Consider the following 15,438-nt stretch of genomic DNA (forward strand, 5'->3'; position numbering starts at 1 on the left):
AAAAGCGAAATTAAATGTTTATTGTGTTAAATTTTAATTAATTACACTTGAACTATTGAAATAAAATTACTTATATTTGCAATCCCTTAGAATAAATAGTAACCCTAAAACTAATAACAATGACAAAAGCCGATTTGGTAGCAAAAATATCTGATAAATTGGGTATTGAAAAAGGTGACGTACAAGCGACTGTAGAAACCTTTATGGAAGAAGTAAAAACATCTTTAGAAAGCGGAGACAACGTATATTTAAGAGGTTTTGGAAGTTTCATTATTAAAACAAGAGCTGAAAAAACAGGTCGTAATATTTCAAAAAATACTACAATAAAAATTCCAGCTCATAACATTCCAGCATTTAAACCAGCTAAAGTATTTTTAGAAGGAGTTAAATCTAATGTTGAGGTTAACTAAGAAAGCATTTAAACAAAATATTAATTAAAAAGAATTATTTATTATGCCAAGTGGTAAAAAAAGAAAAAGACACAAGGTAGCGACGCATAAGCGTAAAAAACGTAGACGCGCTAATCGTCATAAAAAGAAATAAATTGTTAAAAGTAGTTTTATAACTACTTTTTTCAGTTTGGACAGCTATTGAAATTCAATATTATTTAAGAATAATATTGAATACTATTTACAAAAACGTTCTTTGATATAGAATCTAGGGTATTTAATAGAGTACATCTAGATTTGCTGGATTCCCGATTGTAATCGGGACCTGTGTCAAATAATTTAGTAAAATCCATCTACCTCAATGAAGAGTTAGATATAAATTAACATTATGAACAATGAATTAATCGTAAGATCGAGTTCAGATATTGTTGATTTTGCCTTATTAAAAGATGGAAAACTTATTGAATTACATAAAGACGAAGAGGATAACAACTTTGCAGTTGGTGATATTTTTATTGCCAAAATACGTAAAGTTATTCCTGGTTTAAACGCTGCGTTTGTTAACGTAGGGTATGAGAAAGATGGTTTTTTACACTATCATGATCTGGGACCGCAATTGCCTTCACTTTTAAAATTCATTAAACGTGTAAGCACGGGGAAATTAAGGGATTACACCCTAAAAGACTTTCCGATGGAAAAGGATTTAGATAAACATGGCAGTGTTGCAAATGCTATAAAATCTAATCAATCCATCTTAGTACAAGTAGTAAAAGAACCAATCTCTACTAAAGGACCACGCATTAGCTCAGAATTATCTATTGCGGGTAGGTATATAGTTTTGGTGCCTTTTTCGAATCGTATTTCAATTTCACAAAAAATTGATTCTCAAGAAGAAAAGGACCGTTTAAAAAGACTAGTAAAAAGTATCACACCTAAGGGATTTGGCGTTATTATTCGTACCGTAGCAGAAGGCAAGAAAGTTGCCGAGCTAGATAGTGATTTACAAAATTTGCTGGATCGATGGACAGCAATGTGTAAAAAATTGTACAAGGCTCATCACCCAACCAAAGTATTGGGAGAAATGAACAAAGCTTCCTCAATATTGAGAGATATTTTTAACGATTCATTCTCTGGTATTGTTGTAGATGATGAAGAGATGTACTTACAAGTAAAAGATTACGTGCAACAAATTGCACCGAAAAAAGAGTCTATAGTAAAGTACTACAAAAATGGTGTTCCAATTTTTGAGAAATTTGGCATAGAACGCCAGATTAAAACATCATTTGGGAGAACAGTTTCTATGGCGAAAGGCGCTTATTTGGTAATAGAACATACTGAAGCACTACATGTTGTAGATGTTAACAGTGGTAACCGATCTAATAAAGAAAAGAACCAAGAAGACACCGCTTTAGAAGTCAATATGATCTCTGCTCAAGAAATTGCCAGACAATTACGATTACGTGATATGGGAGGTATTATCGTTATAGATTTTATCGATATGGGAAAAGCAGAGAACAGAAAAAAGCTTTACAATTATCTCAGAGATGAGATGAAAGACGACAAAGCAAAGCATAAAATATTGCCGCCGAGTAAGTTTGGATTAGTGCAAATAACCAGACAGCGTGTTAGGCCAGAACGCAATATTAAAACGAAAGAAGAAAATCCGAATCTCGTAGGAGGCGATGAAATCGAAGCACCAATTAAAGTGGTAGAACGCATTAATCAAGACCTTGAGCGCATTTTTAGAAAAGACTATAAAAAGATAACACTAAATGCACATCCTTTTATAGCAGCCTTTTTAACCAAAGGGTTTCCATCAGTACGTTCAAAATGGTTTTTTGAACACAAAAAATGGGTAAAAGTTTTACCTAGAGATGCTTACACATATCTTGAATACCATTTTTATGATAAAGATGGCAACAAAATCAAATAATATCTATTAAAAAAAGCCCAATTGATTTCTCAATTGGGCTTCTTTGTTTTAAATAAAAAAATATTCTTATTTGTAACGTCTTCTAGTGTTCCAAACTATCGAACTTGCGTTATTAAATTTTAAAGTTTTTGTGCCTACTTTACTTTCTGCAACTATTCTATTACTTGTTTTCATCATCAAATTGTATTTCTTCGTGTTTGTTAAAACGGGTGCAAATTTACGCTCGTTATAAGCCTTAGAAAACAACAGATTTGATATGTTTATATGCTATTTTAACCTTGTTTGGTTTTTTTAAGAAAAAATGGGTAAAAATAAAATAGCTCATAAAAAACGACAAAAATTTTCAGGTTACTTTTATATTAACAATTTTAGTCTCGAGACATAAAAATTCTAAGAATGTACCAGAATAATAACATCAACGAGGCAAACAAACCTAATGCCGCTGGAATATAGTCTTCAATTCCATAATTTTTAACCAAGTTAGAGGTTTGATATAAAATAGAACCACCAGCAAGCAAACACATACCTACTGAAAACCACAAGCCAAGATTAAATCCAAAAATTGAACCTGCGATTATTAAACCGATTGCTATAAAGAAACCTATGGTTAAACCTGTTTTTAAGTATGAAAAATCGGTTTTAGTCATTAATACTACTGCTGATAAACCTGTAAACAATGCTAAGGTAACAATAGAGGCTTGATAGAGAATTTCCGTACCAGATTCCATATAAAACATAGCTATATAAAGCATAGGTACAAAAATCAGTGCTTCAAAAAAGATATAAATACCATAAGCCAAATATTGCTTATTCTTATCGGTGGTTCTTAAAGCCATGCTTTCTGCGTAGTTTGTTGCAAACATAAAACCTCCTAGCATTAACAACCATTTGTAGCCTTCAGTCATTGATAGCATAAATTCTACAATGGTATCACTTTGCAGTAATAAGTATTCAAAAAGAATAAAAACAAGTACTCCACCTGCAACATGGGTATATGTTTTTCTATAAAAAGCAGCACGTTCAATTTCTGAAAGACTGCCAATTATTATTTTGTCATTTGGTTGATTTGGGATTTGATTTTCCATAATATGATTTAGTTTAGTTGAACTAATTTAGGTGTTTTCATTATATAACACAAAAAAGCTCTGATTTTTCAGAGCTTTATATTTATTTTATAACTAGTAAAGAATTAATCTCTACCGCCAAATACCTGAAGTGCCCAATATAATAAAGAAGCTAAGGCGCCAATAGCGGCTACCAAATAAGTTCTTGCCGCCCATTTAAGTGCGTCTTCAGAGCCGGCATACTCCTCTGGTGTTACCATGTTTTTGTTCTTAAGCCAAGCTAATGCCCTATTACTGGCATCATACTCTACTGGTAAAGTGATAAAACTAAAAAGTGTAGCAAAACCCATGAAAACCAAACCAGCAACAGCGACCCAATAACCTAAACCAACTCCTGCAGCGGCACCTAAAATTAAACCACCGATCACTAACCACTGCGACATTCCCGAAGTAACGCTCACAATTGGCACCAAAGCGGAGCGCATACCTAAAGCACTATACGCTTGCGCATGCTGCACAGCATGGCCGCACTCGTGAGCAGCAACAGCAGCTGCAGCTGCGTTTCTTTGGTTGTATACCGACTCGCTTAGATTAACTGTTTTATTTTTTGGATTGTAATGATCTGTTAATTGTCCGGGTGTAGAAATCACTTCTACATCGTGTATACCATTATCAGCTAACATTTTTTCTGCAATCTCTCGTCCCGATAAACCGTTCCGCAATTGTACTTTAGAATACTTAGCGAACTTAATTTTAAGTTGTCTGCTTACTAACCAGCTTACTAAAGCAATAGCACCAATTAGTACGTAATATCCCATCATTCCACTCATAATTCGAATTATTTTTTATGTAAATTTACTAAATGAATAGCAAATAATAAGCCAAATTATAGTTAAGAAAATTTGTCAGGTTTTAAGGTTTTTACAGTTTAAAATTAACTACGATTACGAAACCTATAATTAATCCGTTCTAGATGTAACCATCACTTTGATCACCGTATCCTTTTTAAAAATTATAGATAGTTGCTTTATTTCACCGCTTGAAAATTTTGCGCTTTTTCCGATATAATAATTATATTGAATCAATTCTGCAGAAAGCGAATCATTGGGTCTACCTAATTGCTTTAAAACTTCATACTTGGTGTCATTAATAAAAAGGTTCCTATCTTTTATATCATCTACCATTTGGTACCGTTTCTTTGGGTTATCTTTCCAACGGTTTTCACTAAAACGTTCATTAAAAACGTAAATTAAAGTAGTACTAATAACAAATGCGGAAAAGAATATTAAGCCAATCTGATTAATCTGATTATTTCGAAAATCGAAATATTCCTTTAAATGTATTCGGTTTTTTTTTGTTGATGGTTTTCTTATAGAAGGCTTATTTGATGACATAAGATTCTTCTTCTGTTACCCAACAATATTTACAATCTTACCAGGGACTACAATAATCTTTTTAGGCGTTCTACCATCTAATTGCGCAATTGTTTTCTCATGAGCCATAACAGTTTTTTCAATAGCGTCTTTACTCAAATCTAACGGTAACTCTAATGTAAAACGCATTTTTCCATTAAAAGAAATTGGATAATTTTTACTGCTCTCTACTAAATAACTCGCCTCAAAAATGGGAAAAGCTGCCATAGATACAGAATCGTCATTGCCTAGTTGCGACCATAATTCTTCTGCAATATGCGGCGCATAAGGTGAAATTAATATTAATAAAGATTCTAAAATGTCTTTACTTGTACACTTTTGAGCCGTTAACTCATTGACCGCAATCATAAAAGTAGAAACCGAGGTATTAAAAGAGAAATTCTCAATATCTTCTTCAACCTTCTTTATAGTCTTATGTAATGTTTTTAAGTTGTCTTTAGTTGGCTCTGCATCATTTACTTTTAAACCATTGTCATCGGTGTATAACTTCCAGAGTTTTTTAAGGAAATTATGTACACCTGTAATACCCGCTGTATTCCAAGGTTTGTATTGTTCTAATGGGCCAAGAAACATTTCGTAAAGTCGCAAGCTGTCGGCACCATAATCTGCAACGATGTCATCAGGATTAACGACATTGTATTTAGATTTGGACATTTTTTCGACATCTCTTCCTACTTTATAAACACCGTCTTCAAGAATAAATTCAGCATTAGCATAATCTTCACCAAACTCACTGTCATTTTTTAAACCTTCAATGTCTAATTCGTCTGAAGCATTAATATATTGAACTTTCACGTGAATTGGTAATACGTTTTTATTCTCTGTTAATCCTTTTGATAAATAAGTATTAGTGTCTTCTTCTCTATAAATAAAAGCACTAGTACCCAAAATCATCCCTTGGTTTATCAACTTTTTAAAAGGCTCTTCAACATTAACGAAACCGCGATCCTTTAAAAGTTTTACCCAAAAGCGAGAATAGAGTAGGTGACCTGTAGCATGCTCGCTACCGCCAATATATAAATCTACATTTTCCCAATAGTTGAGTGCATCTTTACTTGCGAAAACGCCATCTCTATTGGTTGCTTCTTCCATATAACGAAAGAAATACCAAGAACTGCCTGCCCAACCTGGCATAGTGTTTAGCTCTAGTGGGTGAATAGTGGTGTTGTTTATTTTATCATTACTAACCACAGCATTTGTTTCGGTACACCAAGCCCATACATCTGCGCGTCCTAAAGGTGGTTCTCCTTCTTCTGTTGGTAAATATTTTTCTACTTCAGGTAATTTAATAGGCAAGTGCTCAACATCAATCGTTTGAGGCATGTCGTTCACGTAATACACTGGAAACGGTTCTCCCCAGTATCGTTGACGAGAAAACACAGCATCTCGCAATCTGTAATTGGTTTTACCTTCACCTTGCTTTAATTGTTCAAGTTCGTAAATAGCACGTTTGCTTGCTTTTTTGTAGTTCATTCCGTTAAGGAAATCGCTATTGGCAATTTTTACGTTGGCTTTAGAAGCAAAAGCTTCTTCAGAAATATCCACTCCTTCAAAAATGTTTGGAATGGCAATATCAAAATGTTTAGCAAAATCATAATCGCGTTGGTCTCCGCAAGGCACTGCCATTACCGCGCCTGTGCCGTAGCTTGCTAGGACGTAATCGCCAATCCAAATTGGAATCGGCTCTTTAGAAAATGGATGTTCAGCATAGGCACCTGTAAAGATTCCAGAAATGGTTTTTACATCTGCCATTCTATCGCGTTCGCTACGTTTGGCTGTTTTTTCAATATAGGCTTCAACAGCCTCTTTTTGTTCTGGAGTTGTGATTTTTGACACGAGCTCGTGTTCTGGAGCTAAGGTCATGAATGAGACTCCGAAAATAGTGTCTGGTCTTGTGGTGAAAACTTCTATGATATCATCATGACTATTCACATTAAAAGTAACCGAAGCACCCACCGATTTACCTATCCAGTTTTTCTGAATATCTTTTAAAGCATCGGTCCAATCCACCGTTTCTAAACCCTGCAACAAACGTTCTGCGTAAGCCGAAATTCGCATGCTCCATTGTGTCATTTTTTTACGCACCACTGTATGACCTCCACGTTCTGAAACTCCGTTTACAATTTCGTCGTTTGCTAAAACGGTGCCTAAAGCCGGACACCAATTTACTTCAGTTTCTGCTAAATAGGTTAATCTATATTTTAAGAGGATTTCTTGTTTTTTAACGTCTGAAAAGGCTTTCCATGCTTCAGCAGTGAACGATTCTATATTTTCATCACAAGCGGCATTAACCGAAATGTTACCTTCAACTTCAAATTTTGAAACTAAGGTTTTTATATCTTCTGCTTTGTTTGAATCATTATTGTACCACGATTCAAATAATTGAATAAAAATCCATTGCGTCCATTTGTAATATTCAGGATTCGATGTTCTTACTTCACGACTCCAATCGAAAGAAAAACCAATTTGATCTAACTGACGACGGTACGTTTTAATATTGGCATCAGTAGTTACCGCTGGATGCTGACCTGTCTGAATCGCATATTGTTCGGCGGGTAAACCAAAACTATCGTAACCTTGCGGATGTAAGACATTAAAACCTTTATGACGTTTGTAACGTGCATAGATATCACTAGCAATATAACCTAAGGGATGACCGACATGTAAACCTGCACCAGATGGGTAAGGAAACATGTCCAAAACATAATATTTAGGCTTATCGCTGTCGTTAGACGCTTTAAACGTTTTATGGTCTCTCCAGTAGTCTTGCCATTTTTTTTCTATGGCGTTGAAATTGTACATCATTATTTGAATCCTTCTAATAAAGGCACAAATTTAAACTTTACAAGCCAAATAGCCTATAAGTTACATAAGTTATTAAATTGAAAAAGCACCTTAAATTTAAGATGCTTTTATACCAAGTGGTATGTGAATTTAGAATTTATAGCCTAATGACAGCTGAAATACATTGTTGGTAATATCTGGATTTTCAACAACCGTTGTGATTCCGAAATTATAACGAGCTTGTACAAAAAGATTAGTGCCGATATTATAACCTAATCCTACGTTAGCTCCAAAATCAAAATTAGAAGCATCAGTGTCTGCATCTGGTAAATCACTATTAATATACTCGCCTTTATCATTAATTAAAAATGAAAATTGAGGCCCTAGTTCAATGCTAAAATCATCAACTATATAATATTTTGCCATAATTGGAATAGCTAAATAATCGACTTTGATCTTAACGACATCTTGAGCTTCAGATCCTTGTCTAGAGTATAAAAGTTCTGGTTGCAAGGAAAATCGTTGGCCTAGAGGAATTTCGGAAATAGCTCCAACATGAAATGCTATTAAGCTATTTCTATCAGCATCACCACCCGAAAAATTTGAGACATTAAGGCCTGCTTTCGCTCCAAAGGTAATCTCTTGGGCATATGATTGATGGATGAATCCAATAGTCGCAAGGACTACAGTAAAAAGTAATTTTTTCATAATTAATAAGATTTAGTATAATTGATTTCGCTGAAATTTTCAAAAACTATGCCATTAGCTCATAATTGATAATTCAATTTTTAAGAAATTGGCTATATTATGTGATTTCAATATAAGGAATAATCTATCAGAACCCGTTTATTTTTAGCTATTTTACAAAGGTTAACAACACTATTAAAAGTTAGACGTTGATATACTCTAGATAAGTAAATTCTTTTATATTTTTACAGCACTAATTATAATTAATTCATGGCATCATCTTTTGACAAGTATCAAAAACGTAAACTCATATCTTCATACGTATCCGTAGTGATAAGTATAGCTTTGGTGTTGTTTCTTTTAGGTTGTTTAGGGTTATTGGTTATTAACTCTAAAAAGGTAGCGGATCACTTTAAAGAACAGGTAGTTATAACAATTTATTTAAACGATACGGCAAAAGAAGTAGAAGTGAATCAGTTAAAAAAGAGTTTAGCGATGGCAGATTATACCAAAGATGCTCTCTATGTATCTAAAGAAGAAGCTGCTGCATTTATGAAAGCTGAAACTGGAGAAGATTTTATGGATTTTGTGGGTTATAATCCGCTTAAAAATTCAATTGATGTGCATTTAAAAGCAGATTTCGTTAACACAGAACAATTAACAGAAATAACTGAGGGTTTATCAAACAAAACATTTATTGAAGAGATAAGATACGATAATGATTTGGTGGAGTTAATGAACGACAATGTTAAGAAAATTACCTTTTGGGTGTTGATTATTAGTGGTTTGTTCACATTGATTGCTGTATTGTTGATTAATAGTTCTATTCGTTTAGCCGTATACTCTAAACGATTTATTATTAAAACCATGCAAATGGTTGGGGCTACTAAACGATTTATCAGAAAGCCATTTGTTTGGAAAAGTGTACAATTAGGAATTATTGGAGCTCTTGTGGCCATGGGCGGAATGGCCGTGGTACTTTATTATTTAGATATTACATTTCCGGAATTAGAATTGTTAAGAAACACAATTTCAATTGTGGCATTATTTACAGGAATCTTTCTTTTAGGAATTCTTATTACCTGGATTAGTACGTTTATCGCGACACAACGTTTCTTAAATTTAAAAACGGATCAGTTGTATTATTAAATTATAGGACGACCACATAAATAGGCAATGCTTTGAAAATAAATATATTCATAGTAATTATGTTTTCATCATTGCTTTTCGCATGTGATTCGCATAAAGACCAACGGTATATTTTCTTTTTACATAATCGTTTTATAGAAACACACGCCTTAGATGAATTGCATCCACAATATGGTAAAACAGAGTACTTAGAAATAATCTGTGCATTTGAAAATTATGGTTTTAATGTTTTCAGCGAAATAAGAAAGGGTAATGTTGACGTAAGAGATTATGCCGCTAGTCTAGTAACTGAGATTGATAGCCTAATTTCAACGGGCGTAAACCCTAAAGCGATTACTATTATAGGCACATCAAAAGGTGGTTATATAGCACAATATGTGTCTACATTTGCCAATAATCCCAATCTAAATTTTGTGTTTATTGCGAGTTTCAGAAATGAAGACCTACACAATATTTCTGAGATTAATTACTGTGGTAATATCTTGAACATTTTTGAAAAGACAGATCCATTCGGTGTATCGGCTATAGAACGTAGAAATAGATCGACGTGTAATATTAAAAATTTTAAAGAAATAGAGCTCGACACCAAATTAGGACATGGTTTTTTATTTAGGCCATTAGATGAGTGGATAGCTCCGTCAGTGACCTGGGCCAATGGGTTTTATGATCAATAAATATAGTTGTTCCAAAGGCAAAGTCTGATAAGTGTTAGGAAAATATTAATGTAAACTTATATTTAGAAATAAAACTGTTATTTTGCAAATAATTAAAGCATAGCTGAAAAAATCATGGGAGAACAAAAACGTAAGGAAGATTCTAAATCTGAATTTATCTTCGGGAAGAAAAATTACAAATTCCTATTTGTCGGTTTGGCATTTATTGTCATTGGTTTTATCCTTATGTCGGGTGGTGGAAGCGAAGATCCCAATGTATTTGATGAATCTATATATAGCTGGAGACGTATAAGATTAGCACCAACTTTAGTGCTAATTGGTTTCGGTATTCAGGTCTATGCCATTCTTCTAAATCCTAATAAAGAGTCTAAAAAATAACATTCAATTTACGTACTTTTTTGTCGTTTCATTATACTAAAATGATACATTTGCGCCAATGGAAATTATAGATGCTATTATTTTAGGAATTATTCAAGGGCTTACGGAGTTCTTGCCTGTATCCTCTAGTGGTCACTTAGAACTTGGTAAAGCCATTTTAGGAAGTGATGCCATTCCTGAAGAAAGTTTAATGTTTACAGTGGTACTTCACTTTGCAACGGCTTTGAGCACCATGGTTATTTTTAGAAAAGATATTGTTCAAATATTTAAAGGTTTATTTCAGTTTAAGTGGAACGAAGACACGCAATTTTCGCTCAAAATCATAATATCCATGATTCCTGCTGTAATAATTGGCTATAAATATGAAACTGAATTTGAACAATTATTTGGTAATAATATTCAGCTGGTAGGCGCAATGCTTATTGTTACTGCCGTACTTCTGTATTTGGCAGATAGGGCAAAAGAAACTGATAAAAAAGTGACGTTTAGCAATGCATTTATTATCGGAATCGCTCAAGGAATAGCTATGTTACCAGGTATTTCGCGTTCTGGTGCTACCATCTCGACGTCTGTGCTTTTAGGAATTGATAAAACTAAAGCGGCCAGATTTTCATTTTTAATGGTGGTTCCGTTAATCTTTGGTAAAATTGCTAAAGATCTTATTTCTGGTGAACTTTCTTATAGCAGTTCTAGTTTTGGTTATTTAAGCGTAGGATTTATTGCCGCTTTTGTTTCTGGGTTATTTGCTTGTACTTGGATGATTGCCATTGTAAAGAAAAGTAAATTAACTTATTTTGCTATTTATTGTGCCATAGTTGGTATTGTAGCAATCATTTGGACTCAACTCTAATGTATACCGAAGAAGATTTTAAAAATGGATTAGTCTTGTTAATAGACAAACCGTTAACATGGACCTCATTTCAAGCCGTTAACAAGTTGCGTTGGTCCATCCGTCAAGCCTATAATATTAAAAAAATTAAAGTAGGCCATGCTGGGACTTTAGATCCATTAGCAACAGGTTTGTTAGTCATTTGCACTGGTAAGATGACCAAGCAGATTAATACGTTTCAAGGTCAAGAAAAAGAATATACAGGCACGTTTATCTTAGGTGCAACTACTCCTTCTTATGATTTAGAAACTGAAGTTGATAAAACATATCCTACCAATCACATTACTAGCGAATCAATTCATGTATCAACCCAACAGTTCATTGGTAAAATAAATCAATTTCCACCTGTGTTTTCAGCGATTAAAAAAGAGGGAAAGCGTTTATATGATTATGCAAGAGCCGGAGAGGATGTTGAAATAAAATCGAGGCCAGTAGAAATCACTGAATTTGAAATCACAGAAATTAATCCTTCTACAGCGTCTAGCGCAAAACAGTTTGAAGTACATTTTAGAGTGGTGTGTAGTAAAGGAACATATATTAGATCTTTGGCTCACGACTTCGGAAAAGCACTTAATTCTGGAGCGCATTTGTCAGCCTTACGACGGACTCGCATTGGTGATTTTAATGTTGATGAAGCATTGACACCTGAGGCTTTTATAGCGTCCTTACCTTCCAAAGAATAAGTTGACAAGGGTTAAGAACTAGTATTTAAACTATTTCTGAGTTATATTCGTATATAACACAAACGCCTTTACTCCTGAATTTTATTGAACAACATAAAGCATTAATCATCACAGTACTTTTAGCAGGGACCGTGGTCTTTGGGTTGTTTAGTATTCAAATTAAACGACACCAAGATTTAATTACCGAGAGTTACTATCTTCTTGAACCCGAACCTGAAAAAACCGATACCGAGCTTCAAGAATTAGAAGCATTAAATGCAGAATCTACCAATAAAGCATTTAATGAAGATGAGGAATACAAAGAAATGATGCGTAATTTCAAGACAGTTGATGCCAATGATTTTGAACGCACAACAAAAGCGATAGAAGAATCTAAAGCAGGTGATGAAACGTCTGAAGAAGCGAACAATATTGAATCTTTTGCGAATAGCGGAGATTATGCTTTAAAATCTAACGAAACGCAATCTTTTAAAAAATTACAAAACGAACTGCAACGGCGATTAAAAAATAAAAAAATAGCAGATGAGCATGCTAAAAATAAAGGAACACTAACTTATTCTTTAAAAGGTAGAACTTTGGTACATTACAAAATACCACGTTACCTCTGTGAAACAGGTGGAAAAATTGTGGTCACCATTAAAGTAAATGCAGCAGGAAATGTGATGGATGCCAACGTTAATGGTTCGTCAAATTCTAATAATAAATGTCTAATCGATCATGCTATTGCTTACGCAGAATCAGTGCAGTTTAATGAATCAAGCCAAACAGACCAATTAGGTACTATTACGTTTTTGTTCAGAGGTAAATAAAGTTTCAGATCTCTCAATCGTCATTTTTTGAAGATTCATTTAGCTCAATAACCTTACTAAATCTGCAATAGTAGATTGTCCTTTATCAATATTATACCATCGTTGCAAGTCTTCTTTAAATGCGGGCGTTAAAATACCATGTTCAGTTTTGTATGCGTTAACTAAGTTAGTCGCTACTGTCGGTCTTGGTCCGAAAGTATTTATAACTTCGTTCGTTTCAGAATCTAGCATCACTAACTTCGGAATTGATTTTCCACCATTAGTTAAAAATTGATCCATGAGCGCTTCATTTTCATCTCTTAAGACAATCTTATATTCAATATTAGCATTCAGTTCGGCCACTTTATTGATAATTGGCATAATATGCGCAGCATCGCCACACCAACTTTCAGAAATTACCAACCATGTTATTTTTTTAGTATAATTTTCAATAAATGATTTAATCTCTTCAGAAACTTTAGCAGTTTTATCCCAACGTCTCATACGTCTGTCGTTTAGTTGTGTGTAGGCCACCAAGTCTTCAGATTTATCGTTTCCTGTAGTTGAATTTTTGGCAACTAAATTTGAAACTAAAATTCTATAGTCAGCATAAGTCATACTATTATTTAGACTTTCTGAAATAATATCTTTTATAGTGAGTGTGTTTGTATCCATATAACAAAAATAAGCTTCTATTGCTATTTTTTATGCAACAGTTGTTACATTAGTAGCTTTAAATAATATTCCTTACAGCATGAGTAAAAACAGATGTGGTTGGTGTGTGGGTGATGATTTATATGAAGCTTACCACGATGAAGAATGGGGTGTGCCAGTATATGATGATGCCACACTATTTGAGTTTTTGATTTTAGAAACTTTTCAAGCTGGATTAAGCTGGATCACCATATTAAAAAAACGAGAGAATTTTAGAAAAGCATTCGATAATTTTGATTATAAAAAAATAGCCCTTTACGAAAATGATAAAGTGCAAACGTTGTTACAAAATTCAGGTATTGTTAGAAATAAGCTAAAAGTAAATGCTACTATTACTAACGCGCAGGCTTTTATGAAAATTCAACAAGAATTTGAATCCTTTTCCACATATATTTGGAATTTTGTAGATGGAAAACCTGTAAAACACAGTTTTGAAGATTACAAAAAAGCACCAGCAAATACATCATTGAGTGATGCCATTAGTAAAGACTTAAAAAAGCGAGGTTTTAAATTTGTAGGCTCAACTGTAATTTATGCATTTATGCAAGCCACAGGGGTGGTTAACGATCATGAAGTTTCGTGTTTTAGATATCACGAGGTTTAATAAATTCGAGAAAATCGTTACGAGAAATGTGTTTTGCACCTAAGCTTTCAAGGTGGTTGGTATGAAGTTGACAATCAATTAATTTGTAGTTAGCGTTTTGAATAAATGTTATAAAGCCTACTTTACTGGCATTACTTACTTTGGTAAACATACTTTCGCCACAAAAAACATTTTTATTAACCTCAATGCCATATAAACCGCCGACTAGGTGGTTATTCTGCCAGACTTCTACAGATTTCGCGTAGCCGAGTTGATGTAGTTTGTAATAAGCGTTTATCATATCTTCAGTTATCCAAGTGCCATTTTGGTCTTGGCGTTTGGTAAGTGCACAGTTTTCTACAACGGCTTTAAATGCTTTATTTGTAGTTACCTCGAAACTGTCTTTTTTTAGCACTTGTCTCATACTTTTAGAGATTTTTAAATCTTGAGGAAGTAAAACAAATCTCGGGTCTGGTGACCACCATAATATGGGTTCTTCGTCTTGAAACCAAGGAAATATACCTTTAGAATAAGCATATAACAGCCGTTGGGGCGATAGATCTCCACCAATGGCCAAAAGGCCTTCTGCAGAAGCTTCAGATACGTCGGGAAAATCAATTTTTTGTGTAAGAAAATGCATGATTATTAATATAAATTGAACTTTTCACAATGTTAATTTCAGCGATTAACTTTGATGCTAAAAGAATTTTAGTGATATTTGAGTTGACCTTTATGAAAAAATTTTTGTTCATCATTGCTTTTTTATTGTTTGTAGAGGTCAAACCTAAACCACTATTCTTAGTCCTGATTAACCATCAGGACTTTTTTTTAATGAGAAGATAATAAATAAAAAAAGATCTGTTTTATTAAAAACAGATCTTCTTTATAAAAAATTTACAACGTTCTACTTTAGAAAGGTAAATCGTCGTTATCATCTTTCTTTAAATCACTCACTGGTTCAAAAGCTTCCGTTGGAGGAACAGGAGGCATGTCTCCACTTGAAGATTGTGCCTGTACAGCTTCAATTCTCCAACCTTGTATAGAGTTAAAATATTTAGTTTCACCTTGTGGATTTACCCATTCTCTACCTCTTAGATTAATATTAATTTTAACCTGCTGACCAACTTGGTAACTGTTTAATAAATCTGTTTTATCTTGAACAAATTCCACCATAATATGCTGCGGATATTGCTCTTCTGTAGTCACTACAACTTCTCTTTTTCTAAACCCATTACTACCAAAAGTTTGAGTCTCTCCTACCATTTTAATACGTCCTTGTACTTCCATTTT

General features: G+C 33.7%; 17 protein-coding genes. 9 read left to right on the forward strand and 8 right to left on the reverse strand.

Annotated features, from left to right (window positions below; all coding sequences use genetic code 11):
* Positions 1-119 precede the first annotated feature (119 nt).
* Both QMA06_RS03735 and QMA06_RS03740 read left to right on the forward strand, forming a co-directional pair.
* Positions 120-410 carry an HU family DNA-binding protein gene (locus QMA06_RS03735; RefSeq protein WP_008270198.1) on the forward strand — a complete coding sequence of 97 codons (291 nt, stop codon included), beginning with the start codon at positions 120-122 and terminating at the stop codon, positions 408-410.
* 367 nt (positions 411-777) lie between these two features.
* The gene (locus QMA06_RS03740) at positions 778-2,322 is read left to right on the forward strand and encodes a ribonuclease E/G (RefSeq protein ID WP_290205512.1); all 1,545 of its coding nucleotides are present in this window, start codon (positions 778-780) and stop codon (positions 2,320-2,322) included.
* A gap of 368 nt (positions 2,323-2,690) precedes the next feature.
* Here QMA06_RS03740 and QMA06_RS03745 read toward each other — a convergent pair whose 3' ends face one another.
* From QMA06_RS03745 to QMA06_RS03765, 5 genes are all read right to left on the reverse strand, one after another.
* Positions 2,691-3,407, reverse strand: a complete 717-nt coding sequence (locus QMA06_RS03745) for a Bax inhibitor-1/YccA family protein (RefSeq protein ID WP_290205513.1) — start codon at positions 3,405-3,407, stop codon at positions 2,691-2,693.
* A 104-nt stretch (positions 3,408-3,511) separates the two neighbouring features.
* Positions 3,512-4,207, reverse strand: a complete 696-nt coding sequence (locus tag QMA06_RS03750; protein ID WP_290205764.1) for a zinc metallopeptidase — start codon at positions 4,205-4,207, stop codon at positions 3,512-3,514.
* 138 nt (positions 4,208-4,345) lie between these two features.
* Positions 4,346-4,780 carry a hypothetical protein gene (locus QMA06_RS03755; protein ID WP_290205514.1) on the reverse strand — a complete coding sequence of 145 codons (435 nt, stop codon included), beginning with the start codon at positions 4,778-4,780 and terminating at the stop codon, positions 4,346-4,348.
* Positions 4,781-4,795: 15 nt separating this feature from the next.
* Positions 4,796-7,624 (reverse strand): leucine--tRNA ligase, encoded by a 2,829-nt coding sequence (gene leuS, locus QMA06_RS03760; RefSeq protein WP_290205515.1) that lies wholly within the window; start codon positions 7,622-7,624, stop codon positions 4,796-4,798.
* Between the two features lie 129 nt (positions 7,625-7,753).
* Positions 7,754-8,311: a porin family protein gene (locus QMA06_RS03765; RefSeq protein ID WP_290205516.1), complete on the reverse strand. Its 558-nt coding sequence runs from the start codon at positions 8,309-8,311 to the stop codon at positions 7,754-7,756.
* Positions 8,312-8,560: 249 nt separating this feature from the next.
* Between QMA06_RS03765 and QMA06_RS03770 the strand changes: the two genes are divergently transcribed.
* From QMA06_RS03770 to QMA06_RS03795, 6 genes are all read left to right on the forward strand, one after another.
* Positions 8,561-9,439, forward strand: coding sequence for a cell division protein FtsX (locus tag QMA06_RS03770; protein ID WP_290205517.1), 879 nt, complete (start codon positions 8,561-8,563; stop codon positions 9,437-9,439).
* A gap of 59 nt (positions 9,440-9,498) precedes the next feature.
* Positions 9,499-10,113, forward strand: coding sequence for an alpha/beta hydrolase (locus QMA06_RS03775; RefSeq protein ID WP_290205518.1), 615 nt, complete (start codon positions 9,499-9,501; stop codon positions 10,111-10,113).
* A 114-nt stretch (positions 10,114-10,227) separates the two neighbouring features.
* A complete protein-coding gene (locus QMA06_RS03780; protein ID WP_290205519.1) occupies positions 10,228-10,491 on the forward strand; it encodes a DUF3098 domain-containing protein in 264 nt (87 codons plus the stop codon).
* Positions 10,492-10,549: 58 nt separating this feature from the next.
* The gene (locus tag QMA06_RS03785) at positions 10,550-11,341 is read left to right on the forward strand and encodes an undecaprenyl-diphosphate phosphatase (protein ID WP_290205520.1); all 792 of its coding nucleotides are present in this window, start codon (positions 10,550-10,552) and stop codon (positions 11,339-11,341) included.
* Positions 11,341-12,063: a tRNA pseudouridine(55) synthase TruB gene (gene truB / locus QMA06_RS03790; RefSeq protein ID WP_290205521.1), complete on the forward strand. Its 723-nt coding sequence runs from the start codon at positions 11,341-11,343 to the stop codon at positions 12,061-12,063. Before QMA06_RS03785 ends, truB begins: the two co-directional genes overlap by 1 nt.
* Positions 12,064-12,206: 143 nt before the next feature.
* On the forward strand, positions 12,207-12,872 hold the full coding sequence (locus QMA06_RS03795; protein WP_290205522.1) for a hypothetical protein: 666 nt from the start codon (positions 12,207-12,209) through the stop codon (positions 12,870-12,872).
* Positions 12,873-12,911: 39 nt separating this feature from the next.
* Here the strand turns inward: QMA06_RS03795 and QMA06_RS03800 are convergent, their stop codons facing one another.
* Positions 12,912-13,526, reverse strand: coding sequence for a thioredoxin family protein (locus QMA06_RS03800; protein WP_290205523.1), 615 nt, complete (start codon positions 13,524-13,526; stop codon positions 12,912-12,914).
* 79 nt (positions 13,527-13,605) lie between these two features.
* Here QMA06_RS03800 and QMA06_RS03805 point away from each other — a divergent pair, with 79 nt between their 5' ends.
* The gene (locus tag QMA06_RS03805) at positions 13,606-14,169 is read left to right on the forward strand and encodes a DNA-3-methyladenine glycosylase I (protein ID WP_290205524.1); all 564 of its coding nucleotides are present in this window, start codon (positions 13,606-13,608) and stop codon (positions 14,167-14,169) included.
* On the opposite strand, the gene aat is transcribed toward QMA06_RS03805, so the two are convergent.
* A complete protein-coding gene (gene aat, locus QMA06_RS03810) occupies positions 14,150-14,788 on the reverse strand; it encodes a leucyl/phenylalanyl-tRNA--protein transferase (RefSeq protein ID WP_290205525.1) in 639 nt (212 codons plus the stop codon). The genes QMA06_RS03805 and aat overlap by 20 nt on opposite strands.
* Before the next feature lie 269 nt (positions 14,789-15,057).
* Positions 15,058-15,435 carry a DUF3127 domain-containing protein gene (locus QMA06_RS03815; protein WP_290205526.1) on the reverse strand — a complete coding sequence of 126 codons (378 nt, stop codon included), beginning with the start codon at positions 15,433-15,435 and terminating at the stop codon, positions 15,058-15,060.
* Positions 15,436-15,438: the final 3 nt, after the last annotated feature.

Origin of the sequence: Winogradskyella bathintestinalis (assembly GCF_030407435.1) — a bacterium.
In the GTDB taxonomy this organism is placed as follows: domain Bacteria; phylum Bacteroidota; class Bacteroidia; order Flavobacteriales; family Flavobacteriaceae; genus Winogradskyella; species Winogradskyella bathintestinalis.

Excerpts from the sequence above, each read along its gene's own strand:
- QMA06_RS03735 (WP_008270198.1), top strand. The coding sequence starts at position 120 with ATGACAAAAGCCGATTTGGTAGCAAAAATATCTGATAAATTGGGTATT.
- truB (WP_290205521.1), top strand. The coding sequence starts at position 11,341 with ATGTATACCGAAGAAGATTTTAAAAATGGATTAGTCTTGTTAATAGAC.
- QMA06_RS03780 (WP_290205519.1), top strand. The coding sequence starts at position 10,228 with ATGGGAGAACAAAAACGTAAGGAAGATTCTAAATCTGAATTTATCTTC.
- QMA06_RS03750 (WP_290205764.1), bottom strand. The coding sequence starts at position 4,207 with ATGATGGGATATTACGTACTAATTGGTGCTATTGCTTTAGTAAGCTGG.
- QMA06_RS03755 (WP_290205514.1), bottom strand. The coding sequence starts at position 4,780 with ATGTCATCAAATAAGCCTTCTATAAGAAAACCATCAACAAAAAAAAAC.
- QMA06_RS03745 (WP_290205513.1), bottom strand. The coding sequence starts at position 3,407 with ATGGAAAATCAAATCCCAAATCAACCAAATGACAAAATAATAATTGGC.
- QMA06_RS03785 (WP_290205520.1), top strand. The coding sequence starts at position 10,550 with ATGGAAATTATAGATGCTATTATTTTAGGAATTATTCAAGGGCTTACG.
- QMA06_RS03800 (WP_290205523.1), bottom strand. The coding sequence starts at position 13,526 with ATGGATACAAACACACTCACTATAAAAGATATTATTTCAGAAAGTCTA.
- QMA06_RS03740 (WP_290205512.1), top strand. The coding sequence starts at position 778 with ATGAACAATGAATTAATCGTAAGATCGAGTTCAGATATTGTTGATTTT.
- QMA06_RS03815 (WP_290205526.1), bottom strand. The coding sequence starts at position 15,435 with ATGGAAGTACAAGGACGTATTAAAATGGTAGGAGAGACTCAAACTTTT.
- QMA06_RS03765 (WP_290205516.1), bottom strand. The coding sequence starts at position 8,311 with ATGAAAAAATTACTTTTTACTGTAGTCCTTGCGACTATTGGATTCATC.
- QMA06_RS03775 (WP_290205518.1), top strand. The coding sequence starts at position 9,499 with ATGTTTTCATCATTGCTTTTCGCATGTGATTCGCATAAAGACCAACGG.
- QMA06_RS03770 (WP_290205517.1), top strand. The coding sequence starts at position 8,561 with ATGGCATCATCTTTTGACAAGTATCAAAAACGTAAACTCATATCTTCA.
- leuS (WP_290205515.1), bottom strand. The coding sequence starts at position 7,624 with ATGATGTACAATTTCAACGCCATAGAAAAAAAATGGCAAGACTACTGG.
- QMA06_RS03805 (WP_290205524.1), top strand. The coding sequence starts at position 13,606 with ATGAGTAAAAACAGATGTGGTTGGTGTGTGGGTGATGATTTATATGAA.
- aat (WP_290205525.1), bottom strand. The coding sequence starts at position 14,788 with ATGCATTTTCTTACACAAAAAATTGATTTTCCCGACGTATCTGAAGCT.